The organism is Chryseobacterium sp. VD8, from assembly GCF_037149975.1.
Classification (GTDB): Bacteria; Bacteroidota; Bacteroidia; order Flavobacteriales; family Weeksellaceae; genus Chryseobacterium; species Chryseobacterium indicum.
Genome location: NZ_JBBCQL010000102.1, coordinates 1 through 14,943, shown reverse-complemented (window position 1 = coordinate 14,943; position 14,943 = coordinate 1). Strand labels below are relative to the sequence as shown.

Here is a 14,943-nt window from a genome sequence, read left to right as displayed (position 1 = left end):
ATGGGGTTGTTCCTCAAGGTGATGTAAACACTCCAGAGCTAAAAGAAATTAACAAATCAGCAAAAGAAATTTCAGGATTTTTAGAAAACTATGAATTCAGAAATTCTTTAACAGCTTTAATGAATTTGGCACGTTTTGGAAACCAGTATCTTCAGACAGAAGAGCCATGGAAAACAATAAAAGACAATCCTGAAAAAGCGGCACATTCTTTATTTGTAGGAGCTCAGATTGCAGTTGCTTTAGCCCAGTTGTGTGAACCGTTTATGCCTTTCAGCTCTGAGAAACTGTTGAACATGTTTAATGTTCAAAAATCTGATTGGAATACTATTGAAACTAAATCTGTTTTAATTCAAACCGGTCATAAAATCAACGAAGCATCTCTTCTTTTCTCAAAAATTGAAGATAATGTCATCGAAGCCCAAATCCAGAAATTGGAAGACACCAAGCAAAACAATAAAAAAACAAACCCTAACGCAAAACCTATGAAACAAGAAATCACTTTTGATGATTTTATGAAAATCGACTTAAGAACGGCCACTATTGTAGAAGCTGAAAAAGTTGAGAAAGCAGATAAATTACTGAAACTAACTGTTGATACAGGAGTGGACGTAAGAACTGTTGTTTCTGGAATTGCAGAGAGCTTCACGCCGGAAGAAGTTGTTGGAAAGCAGGTTATGATTTTATTGAATCTTGCGCCAAGAAAAATCAGAGGAATTGAATCTCAGGGAATGTTGCTTTTAACTACAAAACCGGACGGAAAATTATCTTTCGTAACGCCGGATGACAGCAATGTTGAAAACGGTATTGAGATCGGGTAATTCCATATTGAGATAAAAAATAAAACCACATGAATTCAGCTTCATGTGGTTTTTTGTTTTTATTGTCATTGCGAGGAGCTTAAGCGACGAAGCAATCTTTTATTAATCTTAACGATATAAATAAATCTTAATGTTTCAGATTTTAACCATTAAGATTCTGTTAAGGCTTTAAGAAAAGTTAAGTCTGAATGTTATTTTTTAAGTTTGAGATTGCTTCGTCGCTTTGCTCTCACAATGACAAAAACTAATTATTTTTTAGTCAGTTTAGCTAAATAAGAATCCTCTTCCTGCAATACTTTTTCTATTTTAAAACCATTATTCTCGGCTGCATTTTTTAAGGTATTGAAATCCAGATACAGCCATTTTATAGGATCTTCAGATTCTCCCTTATAATGAACGATATAATCCAGTTCGCCGTAATATCCTTCTGCAGGAATATAAACGCCACCGTCCTCATCTTCATCAAACATGTACAGAATATCCGTACTGTCAATTAAAATCTGACCATTCGGGTTCAGAAGCGAATGAAGTTTTTTCAGATAAATATCAATCACATGAAGACTTTGAAAAATTCCCGTTCCGTTCATCAGTAAAAGAATCGTATCAAATGTTTCTCCGGAAAAATGAAGCATATTTTCAGCAACTGCTTTCTTTATTCCTCTTAACCGGCAGACTTCAATGGATTTCGGAGAAATATCCAATGCGGTAACATCCAGATTTTTTTCATTCTGAATATACAAAGCATGAGAACCCGCTCCTGCTCCAATGTCTAACGTTTTTCCTTTTGCAAGTTGCAGGGCTTTTTGCTCGATTGCATTCATTCCGTCAAAATCGCGGAACAGATATTTTACAGGAAGTTCATCCAGTTCGGAAATAGAAGTTTCGGTCTGCAGATCTTCAGGATTTTCGTTGTGATAAAAATCCCAAATGGCTTTCCCCATTAAATCTTTCATAGTTTGATATATGGTACAAAGATAAGTTTTTTGAAATTTTTAATTGAACATCTATTGTGATAAATGCATTTAACTAAAAGTCTGTTTAAACTTTTATTTAACCGCAAAAGCTGCAAAAGATCTACTAAATTTTTTATTTAAAGTTGATGAAAAAGGTCACAATAGTTTTTAAAAATCTTTGATTTTTATTCTTTTGAACACTTTGATTATTCTGGAAATTCGCTTTAACATTATCTTTTGTCACTTTTGTGATTAATTCTGAAATAAGTTTAAACAACTTCTAATTCTAAAATTAACATTCGGAATTTTTAACTTTAAATTTTAAACCATTCTAAAAACGCAAAACCCCACTTTACAATTAAAATGGAGCTTTGACTAAGTAAATGAAAAACAAGGTTCTTTACATCGCAGGACCTGCTGCGTCTTTTATTTCTTCGGATAATCTTTTTCTTTCCAAAAGTCTTCTTCTGGCAATTACAGATTTTCCGCTTAACACTTTTATAAATCTTGTGGATACAAAACGCTCTCTTCCAAAATGATGCGTAAGAATATATCCTAAAATTCCGAAACCAGCAATAACGATATACCCGAAAATCTTTTTATTGGCAGCAATAATCGCATTGAGCTGAATACCTTTCAGGTTGGCAGCCACACTTTGTGAACTCACCGTTAATCCATCCATATAAACCGCCAGATTTCCTAAACTTTCCACCTGAAAACGGTACTGAAACCATGAAAATACCGCCGAAAAAAAACCAATCGTAAGAAAAGTTCTCCAGACCAAAGCTAGTCCGATGGCAGCCATCATATCATTAAGTTCAAGCTTATCCAGTGTGTAATACCAAACGGAAATAAACAGTACCGTCATTCCAAAACCTTTCAGGAATAAAGGAAGATACCAGTTGTCATAATTAAACTCCAAAACCATAGAGAAATACATAATAACCGAATATCCCAACATCGCTGCAAATCCGGAAAAAATATACATTTTCACAGGTTTGTCTCTTTTAAACCAGATGATCGCCACAATTCCGGCAGCTACAATTCCGGGAATCATCAGAAGATTAAGCTTCGCGTTCGTTAATTGGTCGTATCCCAAAACTCCGACAGCAAAAATATTCTGCAAGGTTGCCGTTGCCATAAACATTCCCAGACAAAGAAGCATAAATAATCCGTGAAGAACATTACTTTTTGAAAACACTTTGAATGATAAATAAGGTCTTTTCAGATGCGTCTGTCTGGTCACCAAAAGCGCAAAACTTACAAAAGCACCAATTGATGCATTGATGATATTTTTAGAATTCAGCCAGTCCTGCTGTTTTCCGAAAGCAAAAACATACGCCGAAAACATAAACGTTGCCACAAAAAGCACAATACTCAACCAGTCAATATAATGAAGCGGGACTTTCAGCGCAAAATACTGATCGTGCATAAAAATCCACTGCAAAACAGCCAGTCCGAAACACAAAATCGAAATCAGCACGAAAAACTGCTGCCAGTTATACAAAACCGAAACTTCTACGGCATAATGTCCCGCAATCTGGTTCATAATGAGGATGAACGAATAAAAAACACCGTAAAAAACACCACGGTTTCCGATCATTGCCATAACGGGTAAAAATAATTCGATCGCAACAATCATTTTAAAGAAACCGATCAGCAGAGAACTTCCAATGATTACAGAAGGCTGAAGTGTGGTTGCATTGATGTAATTTAAAATTCCTAAAAGAACCAGAACAACCGTAATTTTATCCCTGATCTTAAACCGCATTTTCAGTCTAAGAACAATCGGCATTGCCGCTCCCATCCCGATCGTGGAAGCATAATTCGCGAAAATGTAATTTTCCGAAAGCGCACCGGTTCCGCCCACCATATAACTGATGTTTCCTGTGTAAACACCGCCCAAAGGCATAACGATCGCCAGTAAAAGCACAATCAGTAAAAGCTGAACAGGTTTCGGTACCCAATCTCGGTATAATCCTTTGTTGTACATATTTTAAAATTTGATTTGAAGGCTGAAAGTCTGAAGATGTATGATTTTCCAAACACATTAACCTCGGTTTTCCTCATCCTTCTTTCTGTCCTTCTTATTTTTTAATCACAATATTCATATTCATTCCTGCGCTCAGCTTTTCGATATCTTCTTTTTTATTGGAAGGCGTAAACTCAATTCTTACAGGAATTCTCTGCTGAACTTTAATGAAATTTCCGGTAGAATTATCCGTCGGAATATTAGAATATCTTGAACCTGTAGCCGCAGAAATTGCTGTAACCACTCCTTCAAATTGTTTTCCGCCCAATGCATCGGCTGTCATCATCATTTTTTCTCCTGTTTTTACATTCGGCATCTGGCTTTCCAGAAAATTCGCAGTCACCCACTTCTGACCGTTCAAAACAATCGTTGCCACCTGTTGTCCCGGCTGAATCAACTGTCCTTCAGAAATCGTTCTTCTTCCCATCACTCCGTCATAAGGCGCGGTAATTACCGTATAAGAAAGATTAATTTTCGCCATATCCAGCGCAGATTTTGTTCGTTTAATTTCCGCATCAATAATCCCGAATTTACTTTTCACTTCCACAGTAGAAAGATTCGCCGACTGTTTCTGGTTGATTAAAGTCTGATACGCCGCTTTTTGTGCATCATACTCCGTTTTTACCTGATCGTATTGCTGTCTCGTCACCGCTTCGGAAGCCAGAAGGTTTTTGTAACGGTTTAAATTCTGCTCTGCATTCCAGAGTCTTGCTTTTGCTCCTGCAATATTAGATTCCATTACATTCACGTTATTGGAAACCGTATTCACCGACGAACTTGTTGCCGCTCTTTGTGCCAAAGCATTTTGATACGCCGCTTCCGCCTGTCCGATCTGGGTTAAAATTTCACGGTCATCCAGTACAACAAGCGTATCTCCTTTTTTAACCTTTTGATGCTCAATGAATTTTATCTCTTTGATATAAGCTGAAACTCTTGTATTAATTGGGTTGATAAATTCATCAACCTGAGCCGCTTCCGTGTATGTTTTATCACCGATGTGAAAGTATTGCGCAATCAGCCAGTACAATCCAAAACCAATCACGGCAAAGACCACGATATTGGAAATGACAGCTTTGATTCTGTTTTTCTTTCGTTCTTTTTTATTGGCTGCCGCTCCTGAATTGGCAGAAGCCTGAGTTGTATTTTGTGTATTTTGTTCCTTGTTTTCCATTTTGTTTTTCAAATTTTAAATATTAAAGTGTTCCGGTAGATTTTAAAAGATTATAATACTGATACAGCACATTGATTTCTCCATTCGCATAATCAAGCTCCGATTGTAATTTCTGATTTTGCGCGTCGATCATTTCCGCCTGTACCGCCAACTGATTCAGATATTTAGCTTCGGTAATTTTATAGTTTTCTTCCGCCAGTTTTTTAGCATCATTTAAAATTTCCGCCTGCTGAATAGATTCCTGATATTTGGTATATGCCGCATTTACAGCCATATCAATATTCTGCTGCGTTAAAGTCATCGCATCATTCGCCTGCGTTTTCTGCAGTTCTCCCAGCTTCACTTTTTCTTTGGTTTTAAAAAGATTATCAATATTGTAACTTAATGAAATCCCCGTTTGCCAACCACCGGAATACATATCCAGAACAGGATTTCTTGTAGTAATCGGTCTTTGCAGAGAATATCCTCCAAAACCTGAAATTGTAGGCATTCTGTCGGTTTTAATAATTTCAATATTTTTATCGGCAACATCAATGTTTGTTTTCGCAGATTTCAGCAAAGGATTGCTGTCGTGAGCAAGATTTACATAATATTCGATCCCGATTCCTGATTCTTTGTTCTGCAAACTTTCAACAGGAACTATTTCCGTATCAGTAGGCAAACCCAAAGCAATGCTTAAATTATAATTCAGAATTTTTTTATTGTTTTTTAACGTTAAAATACCCTGATCTAAATTTTTGATTGCCAGTTCACCACGAATGACCTCATTTCTCGTCACCATTCCCTGCTGATAAAATTTCTGAATGTTTTTCAGTCTTTCCTGAGCCAGTTTTTTATTGTTCTGAAAAACTGCTTCCTGATTTAAAATTTTATAAATATCCAGATAATTTGAAATGACCAGAAGTTTTACGTCCTGTTTGTTCTTTTCCAGATCCAGTTTGGAAAGCTGCTCACGAAGTCCCGCCATTTCAATAGATTTGTTCACCAATCCACCTTTAAAGATAAGCTGTGTTGCCTGAACCGCATACGAACTTCCGTAGTGCGGCATCGGAACATTTGTGGAATTTGAGAAATCTTTGTCGATAGCAACGGCATCGCCTAAGTAGAACTGACTGGTAGAAGCTGTAATGTTCGGCAGTTTCTGTAGTTTTACCACTTCCGTATTCTGTCTGGCAATGTCGATATTCTGTGCCGAAACTTTCAGTTGCTGATGATTCTGCACCGCCAGTTCGGCAACTTCGTCTGCAGTGAGCCGTTTTATTTCCTGTGAAAAAAACAGCGCAGGAAATAAGGCTATCACGAGTGATAGCGCTGTTTTTATGTTCTTAACCATTTTACCTTGTTTTACGGATACAAAGGTACGGCAGCAACAAACTCAAACAAATGTTTAAGAATTGGAAAAAGATGTTCAAATGTAAGATTTTAGTTTTCGAACTGATTTCTGTATTGAGAAGGACTTTCGCCCAAATGCTTTTTAAAAAAGTGCGAAAAAGAATAAGGATCACTAAAACCGAGAATACCGGAAATCTCCGAAACCGGCTTATTTGAAGAGTTCAGCAGTACTTTTGCCTCGTTCATCACAATCAGTGAAATAATCTGGCTCGCTGACTTTCCCGTGATGTCTTTCACTACCGCTGAAAGATGTCTGGTTGTAATCGACTGACGCTGCGCATAGAACTCCACGCTTCGCTCATGGGTGTGATGTTGCGCGAGATCATTCAGGAAAATAAAAACAATTTCTTCCTGTCTGGACATCTGGCTCATGGAATTGCTGTCTTCTTTGGAAATAATTCCCGCCATCTGATAGCAGAAAACGGAAAAAAGATGTTCAACAATTTCTTTTTTATAGGTCATTTCTGTTTCAGAATCAAGAATGTATTTGAGGAAATTTACACTTTTCCAGACCACTTCCAATTCATCCGGTTCGAAAGGAACACCAATATTCATCTGCTGTCTGAAATAACGGTACGTAATTAATCTGTTGAATTTCAAAGATAAAGCCGAAATGAATTCGCGTTTGTAAGAAACCATTCTCGACTGAAAATCATCGCTGATGGAGATCATTTCGTACACTGTCTGAGGATCCGTTACCATAAACATATTGGCAGAAATTTCAAGATCGCGGAAGTGCTGTTTTAGCTTGATGCTTCCGGTTTTCACAAATATAAATGATGGATTATCAGGACGGAACGGTTTATCGACAGAAATTCTCTCGAAAATATTATGTTGCGTAAAAATTTCAACCCCGAATTTTTCTAAGACAGACATAGTACAAATATAAAGCAATCTCTTGAGCGGTCACAAAAATTTATTATTTTAGTGTTTTCCAAATTAGAAATATGAGAAAAATTGATTTGCTATTTGCAGAATACGCCGAAAGCCACAGAAACTCAACCAATAAACTGATCCACTGGATCTGTGTTCCTTTAATTTTCTGGACAATTTTAGGTTTTATTTCTATCATACCTTCAAAATCAATTGGCTTCAGATATATTGGCGAAATCAGCTATGTAAGTTTTGCAGCCATTGCTCTGGTGACTGTTTTTTATACCAGACTTTCTTTTTTAATCGGTCTGATTATGTTTTTCGTGATGATTTTAATGGAAAGTTTCGCTTATGGAATCAATATCCGTTTTGAAGAAAAATCGTGGATGTTTTACCTCGCTGTTTTTGTAATAACATGGATTTTTCAGTTTGTAGGACACAAGATTGAAGGCAAAAAACCTTCTTTCCTGAAAGATTTACAGTTTCTCTTGGTAGGACCGATCTGGCTGTTGAGTTTTATACTTAAGAAATTGGGAATCAGATATTAGTTTTAATGAATGATGATTGATGATCCATTATTGATTATTGATTATTTATGATTGATGACAGAAACGCACGATTGAAGATGGAAGTTGATTCTCAGACTATACAGCTTCCCTCTTCTGGCATCAAACTTCTAACCTGATTAATCTTCCAGAGCATAAACGGCAAAACTTGCCAACCAATGATCTCCCCCGTAATTCCCCTGAAAAAGCAATGGCAATCCGTTGTTTAAAAATACATTGGCTGTTTTCTCAAATTTTTGTTTCAAAGGATGATTTGCGGGAAGTGATTTAGCAATTCCTTTCATGCACCACGCCTTCGAAAAAGATAAACCAACCAAATGAACCGTCTGATAATCTGAAAGATCACTCACCACCGGAATTTTTTCAATATTTTCCAGACTTCGCTTTTCATAGAAATTATTTAACCACACGACAAATTCTTTTTGGGGTAAAACACGTCGCATAAGATCTGCAATTTCGAGACTTGGCGAAAAGAAATCCGATCCGTCCGGCTCAAGATAAGCGGGCGTTTTGGTATTGTTCACATAAAAATATTTTGCCTTTTCAATGAGTTGATTTTCAAAATCTTTATCTCCGGTCGCTCTTGCCCAATCGAGTGCAAAAACCATTGCAAAAGCGGTATTGGGATGAACTCCCGTTCTGTTAGGATAGGTTTGTTTGGGTAAAAAAGTCTTCCAAGAAGCTAAAATTTTATCGGTAAGAGGCTTCAGATTCTCATGCCATATTTTTGCTTTCGGATGATTCCATGTTGCCAGTTCTTCGTCTAATTTCAATAACCAAGCCCATCCGTAAGTTCTTTCGAATGTTCCGGTTAGCTGATATTTGGTGAAATAATCGGCTTCTATCTGTAGATTTTCTTTTGTAAAAGAATTATCCAAAATTTTCTCAATGTCTTTTGCCACCGAAAGACTGGGTTTTGTTTTCAGCAGCCGAAGCAGCATCCAATGTCCGTGAACAGAGCTGTGCCAATCGAAGCAGCCATAAAAACTGGGATGAAGATCTTTAGGACTCAAAGGAACTTCTTTTTCGTTATTGATAATATGAGCTGTTTTATTCGGATATTCCTGATTGATACAGTGAAGCGGTTTTTCAGATAATCTCACCGCCATTTCATCGGTAAGTTTCGGAATTTCCTGACCAAACACCAGAAGCGGTAAAAAAATGATGGCTAAAAGACTCTTTTTCATTCATTAAAAATATAAAATAAATTCAATTTTTCATTTATGATCAGGCTAAAAATAGAAATTCATAAATTATCTTCATCTGTTTTGAATGTTTATTAGAGATTCATCCTTTAAAACAATTTTAAGCATGATTTTTGATGATATTCCCGAAACTTTTATTCATGAAAAAATTACTTCTGCCTTTATTCTGTTTACTCCTTATCCATTGTAAAAAAAGTGAAGCCCACTCTTTAAATGCAAATTTGATTAATGTTGCTCAGGAAGATAAATTGATTGCAATAGACTCTTCTGCAGTAGCATTAAAATCTCCCGTAGTCGATGCGTCCATAAAGTTTCCATCAGAAGAAACGATAAGTGAACAGACCACCGCTATTTCCAAAAAAATCATCAAAAATGGCGATTTAAAAATTCAGGTCGGAGACATTAAAAAAGCTCAGGATCAAGCTTCTGTCATTGTAAAGAGTAATAAAGCTTACATTCAGAAAGAAGAATTTCAGAATAATGATACCCATGAAAATATCGATTTAACCATCAGAGTTCCTCATCAGAATTTTGATGCACTGGTTAATTCCTTTTCAGATGGTGTAGGTTCAGTTTTGTCTAAAAACATCTCGTCTGATGATGTGACGGAAGAATATACTGATGTTTCCATCAAACTTACCAATAAAAAGATTTATCTCGAAAAATACAGAGATATGCTGAAAAGCGCAAAAACAACGAAAGATATCTTGGAAATTCAGGAAAACATCCGTGAACTGGAAGATGAAATTGATGTTTCGGAAGGCAGACTTCGTTTTATAGACGATCGCGTAAATTACAGCACTTTAAACCTGAGTTTATACAAAGAAAAAGTAAGAACCTCCACCACTTCGAAGGTTGGTTTCGGAAGCCGTTTCGGAGATTCGGTAACGGAAGGCTGGAACAGTTTTGTGGCTTTTCTTTTAGGAGTTATTTCGCTTTGGCCTTTCTTTCTGCTGATTCCTGTAGCTGTATTTCTTTGGAGAAAATGGATAAACAGGAAGAAAAAATAAAGGATAAAGATATTTTTTATATTTTGCATTAAAAACAAATGAATGAAAATGAAATTTCCTACTTGGTAAGAAAATGCGTTTTTAATGTATATAACAGTCTCGGACCAGGTCTGTTGGAGAGCATATATCAAAAAATTCTTATTTATGAACTGGAAGAAAACGGACTGGATGTGAAGCCAGAAGTTGCCATTCCGGTTATGTATGACAACAAAAGGTTTGATTTAAACTTCAGAATCGATATTCTGGTGGAAGACAAGGTTATTTTGGAATTAAAATCTGTAAAAAATCTTGAAGAAATTCATTACAAACAATTACAGACTTATTTGAAACTTTCAGATAAAATACTCGGATTATTGATTAATTTTAATACTACGAATATTTTAGATGGGATTAAAAGAGTAGTCAATAAGTTATAATTATCACTCCCGCAGATTTTGCAAATTAAGCAGATCAAGTTTATACTAAAAAATCTGCATGATCAGTAAAATCTGCGAGAGATTATAAAAACCTTCTCTATTTTCCCAAAACAAACACTGCCGGAATTTTATGGAGTTCCGGTTTTTGCTTCTGCCACTCTTTTATGGTTTTGGTTTTAATAAATTCCTGTTCAGGATCGTTGATATTGGCTGCGATGCACAATTTTGTGTTTAGTGATAAAAATTTCGTAAGATCTTCAAAAAGTGCGTTATTTCTGTAAGGGGTTTCCATAAAAATCTGCGAATATCCTGTCTTCTGAACCAGACTTTCGAGTTGAAGAATCTGCTTTTTCTTTTCACTTTTATCAATGGGAAGATAGCCGTTGAAGGTGAATTCCTGCCCGTTAAAGCCACTGGAAATTAATGCCAGAATAATAGATGAAGGTCCTGAAATCGGAATAACACGGATATTCTTTTCATGACACCATTTCACCATGAGGTTTCCCGGATCTGCAATGCAAGGAAGTCCTGCTTCGGAAAGCAATCCGAAATCCTGACCTTTTAACATCAGTTGCTGCGCTTCCTTAATATCTGCATTTTCAGTATATTTATCCAGCAAAAAAAGTTTCAGATCCGACTGTTTTTTTTCGGGAGCGAAAAATTTAACCACTTTTCTGGCGGTCTTTTCATGTTCCACGAAGAAGTAATCGGTTTGCATAATATACTCTTTAATCACTGGTGAAAAATGGCTGATAGAGGTATTTTCCGAAAGATAAGCAGGAAGTAAAAAAAGCATGATTTTATTTTTTTATTCTTTCTTTTAAAGAAGGTTGTGGGTAATATTTTGTAAGATCCATGGAAAAAGACACGGAAGTAATTTTCCATTTTCCGTCGGTTTTCATTAAAGTCCAGATTTCTTTACCCCAGTTCAGCATTTTACCGTCATGCCAGAAACTGTAATCGAAATTAGCGGAAGCAATCGATCCGTCCTGAATAATTTTTACGTTGTCGAATTTTTCTTCCGATTTATTGTCTTTAAAACTTTTAATGAAGGCTTTGTAATTATCTGTAAAATAGATTTTTTCTTCGGGATATTCTGTAACAACTTTTTTGTAAGTACGATCTGTATACACTCCCGTCCAGAGAACCGGATCCTGAAAAAGCGAGACAAACTTTGCCTCATCTCTGGTTTTAATGCACATCATAAAATCATCCATCATGGTACGGATGGCGATTTCATCTTTTGTCTGAGCGAAAGCAAAGCTGCCGCAAAAAAGAAAAAGAACTAAAAATCTTTTCATCTTTATTTTAAATTTTATTTAGTATAGAATCACAACCACGATCTAAAAGCTGATAAACCTCTTCAAATTCCTGCATATCTCCCCAATAAGGATCGGGAACTTCAGCATTTTCATGATCGCCCAAAACTTCAAGAAATAAAGACACTTTTTTTCGCTGTTCTTCATTTTTAGCTTTGGAAACCACATCAGCCAAAACATCCACATCCATGCAGTAGATTTTATCAAATGTTTCAAAATCTGCAGACGTTATCGGTCTGGATCTCTGTTTCGAAATATCAATTCCGTGGTTTGAAGCGGTTTTAATGGCTCTTTTGTCGGGATGATTTCCTTCGTGCATGGAAATGGTTCCGGCAGAATCTATTACAAAATTTTCAGGAGCCTTTGCTTTCATAATTCCTTCTGCTAAAGGACTTCTGCAAATGTTTCCCAGACACACCATTAATATTTTCATCTCAGTTTCAGGTTTTAATGTTTCAGATAACAAAACTAAATAAAAAATGAAGAATAAAATTATTCTCCATTTTCTGTATTCAAATTAAATTATTTCTTACTGTTTAATTCTCTCTCCCAATTCCTTCACATACTTTTTAACTTCTTTGTCGATCTTGGAAACATCTTTGATGGTATCACAAGCGTACATTACCGTAGAATGGTCTTTTCCGCCCATTTCCTCACCGATCTTTGTGAAAGTGGCATTGGTTAGCTCTTTAGAAAAATACATCGCCAATTGTCTTGGAAGTGCAATTTCTCTTTTTCTTGTTTTGGATAAAAGCTGTTCTTTTTTGATTCCGAAATAATCGCAAACCACCTCCTGAATATAAGGAATATTGATGACCTTTTTCTGGTTGGATGCAATCTTATTAATGGTATCCTTCAGTAAAGTTAAGCTAAGATCCTGCTTGTAAATGGTAGAGTATGCAATAACCGAATTGATGATTCCGATAAGCTCTCTTACGTTTGTTTTTGCTTCCGCAGCAAGGAAATCCAGCATATCATCCGGAAGAACGATGCCGTCTCTGCTTAATTTATCGATGATGATCTGCTTTCTTGTTGAAATATCCGGAGATTTGATCTCTGCAGAAAGTCCCCATTTGAATCGGGAAACAATCCTGTCCTGAATATCCAGAATATCTGCCGGAGCTTTATCTGAAGTTAAGATAATCTGTTTTCCGTTCTGATGCAAATGATCGAAAATATGGAAGAAGCTGTCCTGTGTTGCAGATTTACCGGAAAGGAACTGAATATCATCAATGATTAAAACATCAACCATCTGATAAAAATTCGCAAACTCGGTCTGTTTATGTGCTTTTGCCGCCGAAATAAACTGCTGAATGAATTTTTCGGAAGACAGATATAATACTACTTTATCCGGAAACTGGCTTTTTACTTCCAGACCTACAGCCTGTCCTAAGTGTGTTTTCCCCACACCGTAACCACCGTATAAAAATAATGGGTTGAATGCCGTTGCACCCGGTCTTTTAGCGATAGATCTTGCAACAGTAGCTGCAAATTTGTTGCTTTCTCCTTCTACATAATTATCGAAAGAGAAGTCAGATTTTAAGTTGGAATCAATATTTACTTTTCGGATTCCCGGAACCACAAATGGATTCACGATATTGGCAGAAAAACCCTGAGGCATTGTTTCCTGCACTTTAGGAGTAGGTACGGATTTACCTTTCATATTCATGGTAACGGGTCTTTCCAAACCGGCAGGTTTGTTTTCCATTACAGAATACCATAATTTCACTCCTTTTCCTATATTTTTCTTCAGGGCAGCCGAAAGCAGGGACAGGTAATTATCCTCAATATATTCCTTGTAAAAATCGCTCGGTACCATAAGCGTAAGGTTGTTTTCAACCAATGAGATCGGCTGAACCTTATCGAATAGTAAATCGAAAGATTTTTCAAGTTTTTTCAGATCAGAATTATCTTCAGCTGCGTTGAGATTATCCCGCATGAACTGAAGGCACTTCTGCCATATCATCATTAAATTTTCATCCATAATTGATGCCCCGATTAATTCTTAGTTGTTAGTACTTTTTGGAAGGACGACAAAGGTCTAATTTTTTTATCTTAAAAAAAAATATTGTGGATATTGATTATTTAAAAATATATTTGTATGTATATAAAGAAGCTTAAAATGATACACACAACACACTCATTAAGAGTACGTTACGGAGAAACAGACCCCATGAAATATGTTTATTACGGTAACTATGCAGAGTATCTGGAAATTGGCAGAGTGGAGCTTTTCCGGAGCATAGGAATGTCGTATAATGAGATTGAAAATCAAGGAATTTGGCTGCCTGTTTCCGAGTATAAAATTAAGTATTTACGACCTGCTTTTTATGATGAAAAATTAGAAATTCATACGTACGTAAAAAAAATTCCGGGAGTGAGAATTGAATTTGAATATGAAATCTTCAATGAAGAAAATAATAAAATCACAGAAGCTTCCACTACTCTTTTTTTTCTGGATGCCAAAACCAATAAAGTTGTAAAATGTCCGGATTATCTTTTGAAACTGATTGAAGAAAACTGGAAGGCATAATTTTAATAAAAGCATAGAACAAAAAATTAATTTACAAAGCCATTTTTAGAATACAGGTTTTAACGGGTTTTATAAATTTCGCTATATTTAAATAATAATAAAAGAGATATAATGAAGATCGCATTTTTGGGACCGCAGGCAAGTTTTACCCAGCTTGCTGCTACCCAGCTTTTTCCCAATGAAGAATTTTTACCACACGCCAATATTTTAGACTGTTTTACCGCTGTAGAAAACGGAGAAGTTGATAAAGCCGTTGTTCCTCTGGAAAATTCCATTGAAGGGACAGTTTCCATGACGCTGGATTATCTTTATAAAACGCCTTATATCGCAGTAGAAGCCGAAGCAGTAATGCCCATCGCGCATCATCTTATGATACATCCAAACTCTGATGAAGGAAATATTGAAAAAATATATTCTCATCCGCAGGCTTTAGCACAAAGCTTTCATTTTCTGGATTCGAAGTTTAAAAATGTTCCTAAACAGGATTTTTCTTCTACTGCAGCCGCAGCAAAACACGTTTCTGAAAACATGAACAGGAATCTGGCGGCTGTGGCTAATCAGTTTGCGGCAAATTTGTACGGGTTGAAGATTATCCATCGAAATATTCAGGATTTTGAGCAGAATCATACAAGATTCATTATCATTTCGAAAAAAC

At 36.1% G+C, this 14,943-nt stretch carries 16 protein-coding genes; 6 read left to right on the top strand and 10 right to left on the bottom strand.

Annotated elements, in window-relative coordinates:
• Positions 1–818 (top strand): methionine--tRNA ligase subunit beta (metG, locus tag WFK35_RS12445; protein ID WP_336732860.1); only part of this gene is annotated, 818 nt, incomplete at its 5' end.
• A gap of 248 nt (positions 819–1,066) precedes the next feature.
• Here the strand turns inward: metG and WFK35_RS12440 are convergent.
• The 5 genes from WFK35_RS12440 to WFK35_RS12420 form a co-directional block, all read right to left on the bottom strand.
• The gene (locus WFK35_RS12440) at positions 1,067–1,771 is read right to left on the bottom strand and encodes a class I SAM-dependent methyltransferase (protein WP_336732859.1); all 705 of its coding nucleotides are present in this window, start codon (positions 1,769–1,771) and stop codon (positions 1,067–1,069) included.
• 400 nt (positions 1,772–2,171) lie between these two features.
• The gene (locus WFK35_RS12435; protein ID WP_336732858.1) at positions 2,172–3,764 is read right to left on the bottom strand and encodes an MFS transporter; all 1,593 of its coding nucleotides are present in this window, start codon (positions 3,762–3,764) and stop codon (positions 2,172–2,174) included.
• Between the two features lie 94 nt (positions 3,765–3,858).
• The gene (locus WFK35_RS12430; RefSeq protein ID WP_336732857.1) at positions 3,859–4,974 is read right to left on the bottom strand and encodes an HlyD family secretion protein; all 1,116 of its coding nucleotides are present in this window, start codon (positions 4,972–4,974) and stop codon (positions 3,859–3,861) included.
• 22 nt (positions 4,975–4,996) lie between these two features.
• Entirely contained in the window at positions 4,997–6,307 is a 1,311-nt protein-coding gene (locus WFK35_RS12425) for a TolC family protein (RefSeq protein WP_336732856.1), read from the bottom strand.
• 89 nt (positions 6,308–6,396) lie between these two features.
• Complete coding sequence (locus WFK35_RS12420) at positions 6,397–7,242, bottom strand: helix-turn-helix domain-containing protein (protein WP_336732855.1); 846 nt, start codon at positions 7,240–7,242, stop codon at positions 6,397–6,399.
• 71 nt (positions 7,243–7,313) lie between these two features.
• Here WFK35_RS12420 and WFK35_RS12415 point away from each other — a divergent pair, with 71 nt between their 5' ends.
• Positions 7,314–7,787: an Mpo1 family 2-hydroxy fatty acid dioxygenase gene (locus WFK35_RS12415; RefSeq protein ID WP_336732854.1), complete on the top strand. Its 474-nt coding sequence runs from the start codon at positions 7,314–7,316 to the stop codon at positions 7,785–7,787.
• A 137-nt stretch (positions 7,788–7,924) separates the two neighbouring features.
• Here WFK35_RS12415 and WFK35_RS12410 read toward each other — a convergent pair whose 3' ends face one another.
• On the bottom strand, positions 7,925–8,992 hold the full coding sequence (locus WFK35_RS12410) for a DUF2891 domain-containing protein (protein ID WP_336732853.1): 1,068 nt from the start codon (positions 8,990–8,992) through the stop codon (positions 7,925–7,927).
• A gap of 158 nt (positions 8,993–9,150) precedes the next feature.
• Between WFK35_RS12410 and WFK35_RS12405 the strand changes: the two genes are divergently transcribed.
• Both WFK35_RS12405 and WFK35_RS12400 read left to right on the top strand, forming a co-directional pair.
• Positions 9,151–10,020 (top strand): DUF4349 domain-containing protein, encoded by an 870-nt coding sequence (locus WFK35_RS12405; protein WP_336732852.1) that lies wholly within the window; start codon positions 9,151–9,153, stop codon positions 10,018–10,020.
• A 38-nt stretch (positions 10,021–10,058) separates the two neighbouring features.
• Positions 10,059–10,436: a GxxExxY protein gene (locus tag WFK35_RS12400; protein WP_336732851.1), complete on the top strand. Its 378-nt coding sequence runs from the start codon at positions 10,059–10,061 to the stop codon at positions 10,434–10,436.
• Positions 10,437–10,533: 97 nt separating this feature from the next.
• On the opposite strand, the gene WFK35_RS12395 is transcribed toward WFK35_RS12400, so the two are convergent.
• The 4 genes from WFK35_RS12395 to dnaA form a co-directional block, all read right to left on the bottom strand.
• Positions 10,534–11,232 carry an SAM-dependent methyltransferase gene (locus WFK35_RS12395; protein WP_336732850.1) on the bottom strand — a complete coding sequence of 233 codons (699 nt, stop codon included), beginning with the start codon at positions 11,230–11,232 and terminating at the stop codon, positions 10,534–10,536.
• Positions 11,233–11,236: 4 nt separating this feature from the next.
• Entirely contained in the window at positions 11,237–11,737 is a 501-nt protein-coding gene (locus WFK35_RS12390) for a nuclear transport factor 2 family protein (protein ID WP_336732849.1), read from the bottom strand.
• 7 nt (positions 11,738–11,744) lie between these two features.
• Positions 11,745–12,188 (bottom strand): low molecular weight protein-tyrosine-phosphatase, encoded by a 444-nt coding sequence (locus WFK35_RS12385; RefSeq protein ID WP_336732848.1) that lies wholly within the window; start codon positions 12,186–12,188, stop codon positions 11,745–11,747.
• A 96-nt stretch (positions 12,189–12,284) separates the two neighbouring features.
• Positions 12,285–13,739 carry a chromosomal replication initiator protein DnaA gene (dnaA, locus tag WFK35_RS12380; RefSeq protein WP_076393394.1) on the bottom strand — a complete coding sequence of 485 codons (1,455 nt, stop codon included), beginning with the start codon at positions 13,737–13,739 and terminating at the stop codon, positions 12,285–12,287.
• Positions 13,740–13,877: 138 nt separating this feature from the next.
• On the opposite strand from dnaA, the gene WFK35_RS12375 reads away from it, so the two are divergent.
• The gene (locus WFK35_RS12375; protein WP_336732847.1) at positions 13,878–14,288 is read left to right on the top strand and encodes an acyl-CoA thioesterase; all 411 of its coding nucleotides are present in this window, start codon (positions 13,878–13,880) and stop codon (positions 14,286–14,288) included.
• Between the two features lie 111 nt (positions 14,289–14,399).
• The coding region (locus WFK35_RS12370) for a prephenate dehydratase (RefSeq protein WP_336732846.1) at positions 14,400–14,943 on the top strand (544 nt) is incomplete at its 3' end.

Bases quoted from the DNA above. Each gene is read 5' to 3' on its own strand.
- WFK35_RS12430 (WP_336732857.1), bottom strand. From the start codon at position 4,974: ATGGAAAACAAGGAACAAAATACACAAAATACAACTCAGGCTTCTGCC.
- WFK35_RS12400 (WP_336732851.1), top strand. From the start codon at position 10,059: ATGAATGAAAATGAAATTTCCTACTTGGTAAGAAAATGCGTTTTTAAT.
- dnaA (WP_076393394.1), bottom strand. From the start codon at position 13,739: ATGGATGAAAATTTAATGATGATATGGCAGAAGTGCCTTCAGTTCATG.
- WFK35_RS12385 (WP_336732848.1), bottom strand. From the start codon at position 12,188: ATGAAAATATTAATGGTGTGTCTGGGAAACATTTGCAGAAGTCCTTTA.
- WFK35_RS12405 (WP_336732852.1), top strand. From the start codon at position 9,151: ATGAAAAAATTACTTCTGCCTTTATTCTGTTTACTCCTTATCCATTGT.
- WFK35_RS12390 (WP_336732849.1), bottom strand. From the start codon at position 11,737: ATGAAAAGATTTTTAGTTCTTTTTCTTTTTTGCGGCAGCTTTGCTTTC.
- WFK35_RS12440 (WP_336732859.1), bottom strand. From the start codon at position 1,771: ATGAAAGATTTAATGGGGAAAGCCATTTGGGATTTTTATCACAACGAA.
- WFK35_RS12395 (WP_336732850.1), bottom strand. From the start codon at position 11,232: ATGCTTTTTTTACTTCCTGCTTATCTTTCGGAAAATACCTCTATCAGC.
- WFK35_RS12410 (WP_336732853.1), bottom strand. From the start codon at position 8,992: ATGAAAAAGAGTCTTTTAGCCATCATTTTTTTACCGCTTCTGGTGTTT.
- WFK35_RS12415 (WP_336732854.1), top strand. From the start codon at position 7,314: ATGAGAAAAATTGATTTGCTATTTGCAGAATACGCCGAAAGCCACAGA.
- WFK35_RS12375 (WP_336732847.1), top strand. From the start codon at position 13,878: ATGATACACACAACACACTCATTAAGAGTACGTTACGGAGAAACAGAC.
- WFK35_RS12420 (WP_336732855.1), bottom strand. From the start codon at position 7,242: ATGTCTGTCTTAGAAAAATTCGGGGTTGAAATTTTTACGCAACATAAT.
- WFK35_RS12435 (WP_336732858.1), bottom strand. From the start codon at position 3,764: ATGTACAACAAAGGATTATACCGAGATTGGGTACCGAAACCTGTTCAG.
- WFK35_RS12425 (WP_336732856.1), bottom strand. From the start codon at position 6,307: ATGGTTAAGAACATAAAAACAGCGCTATCACTCGTGATAGCCTTATTT.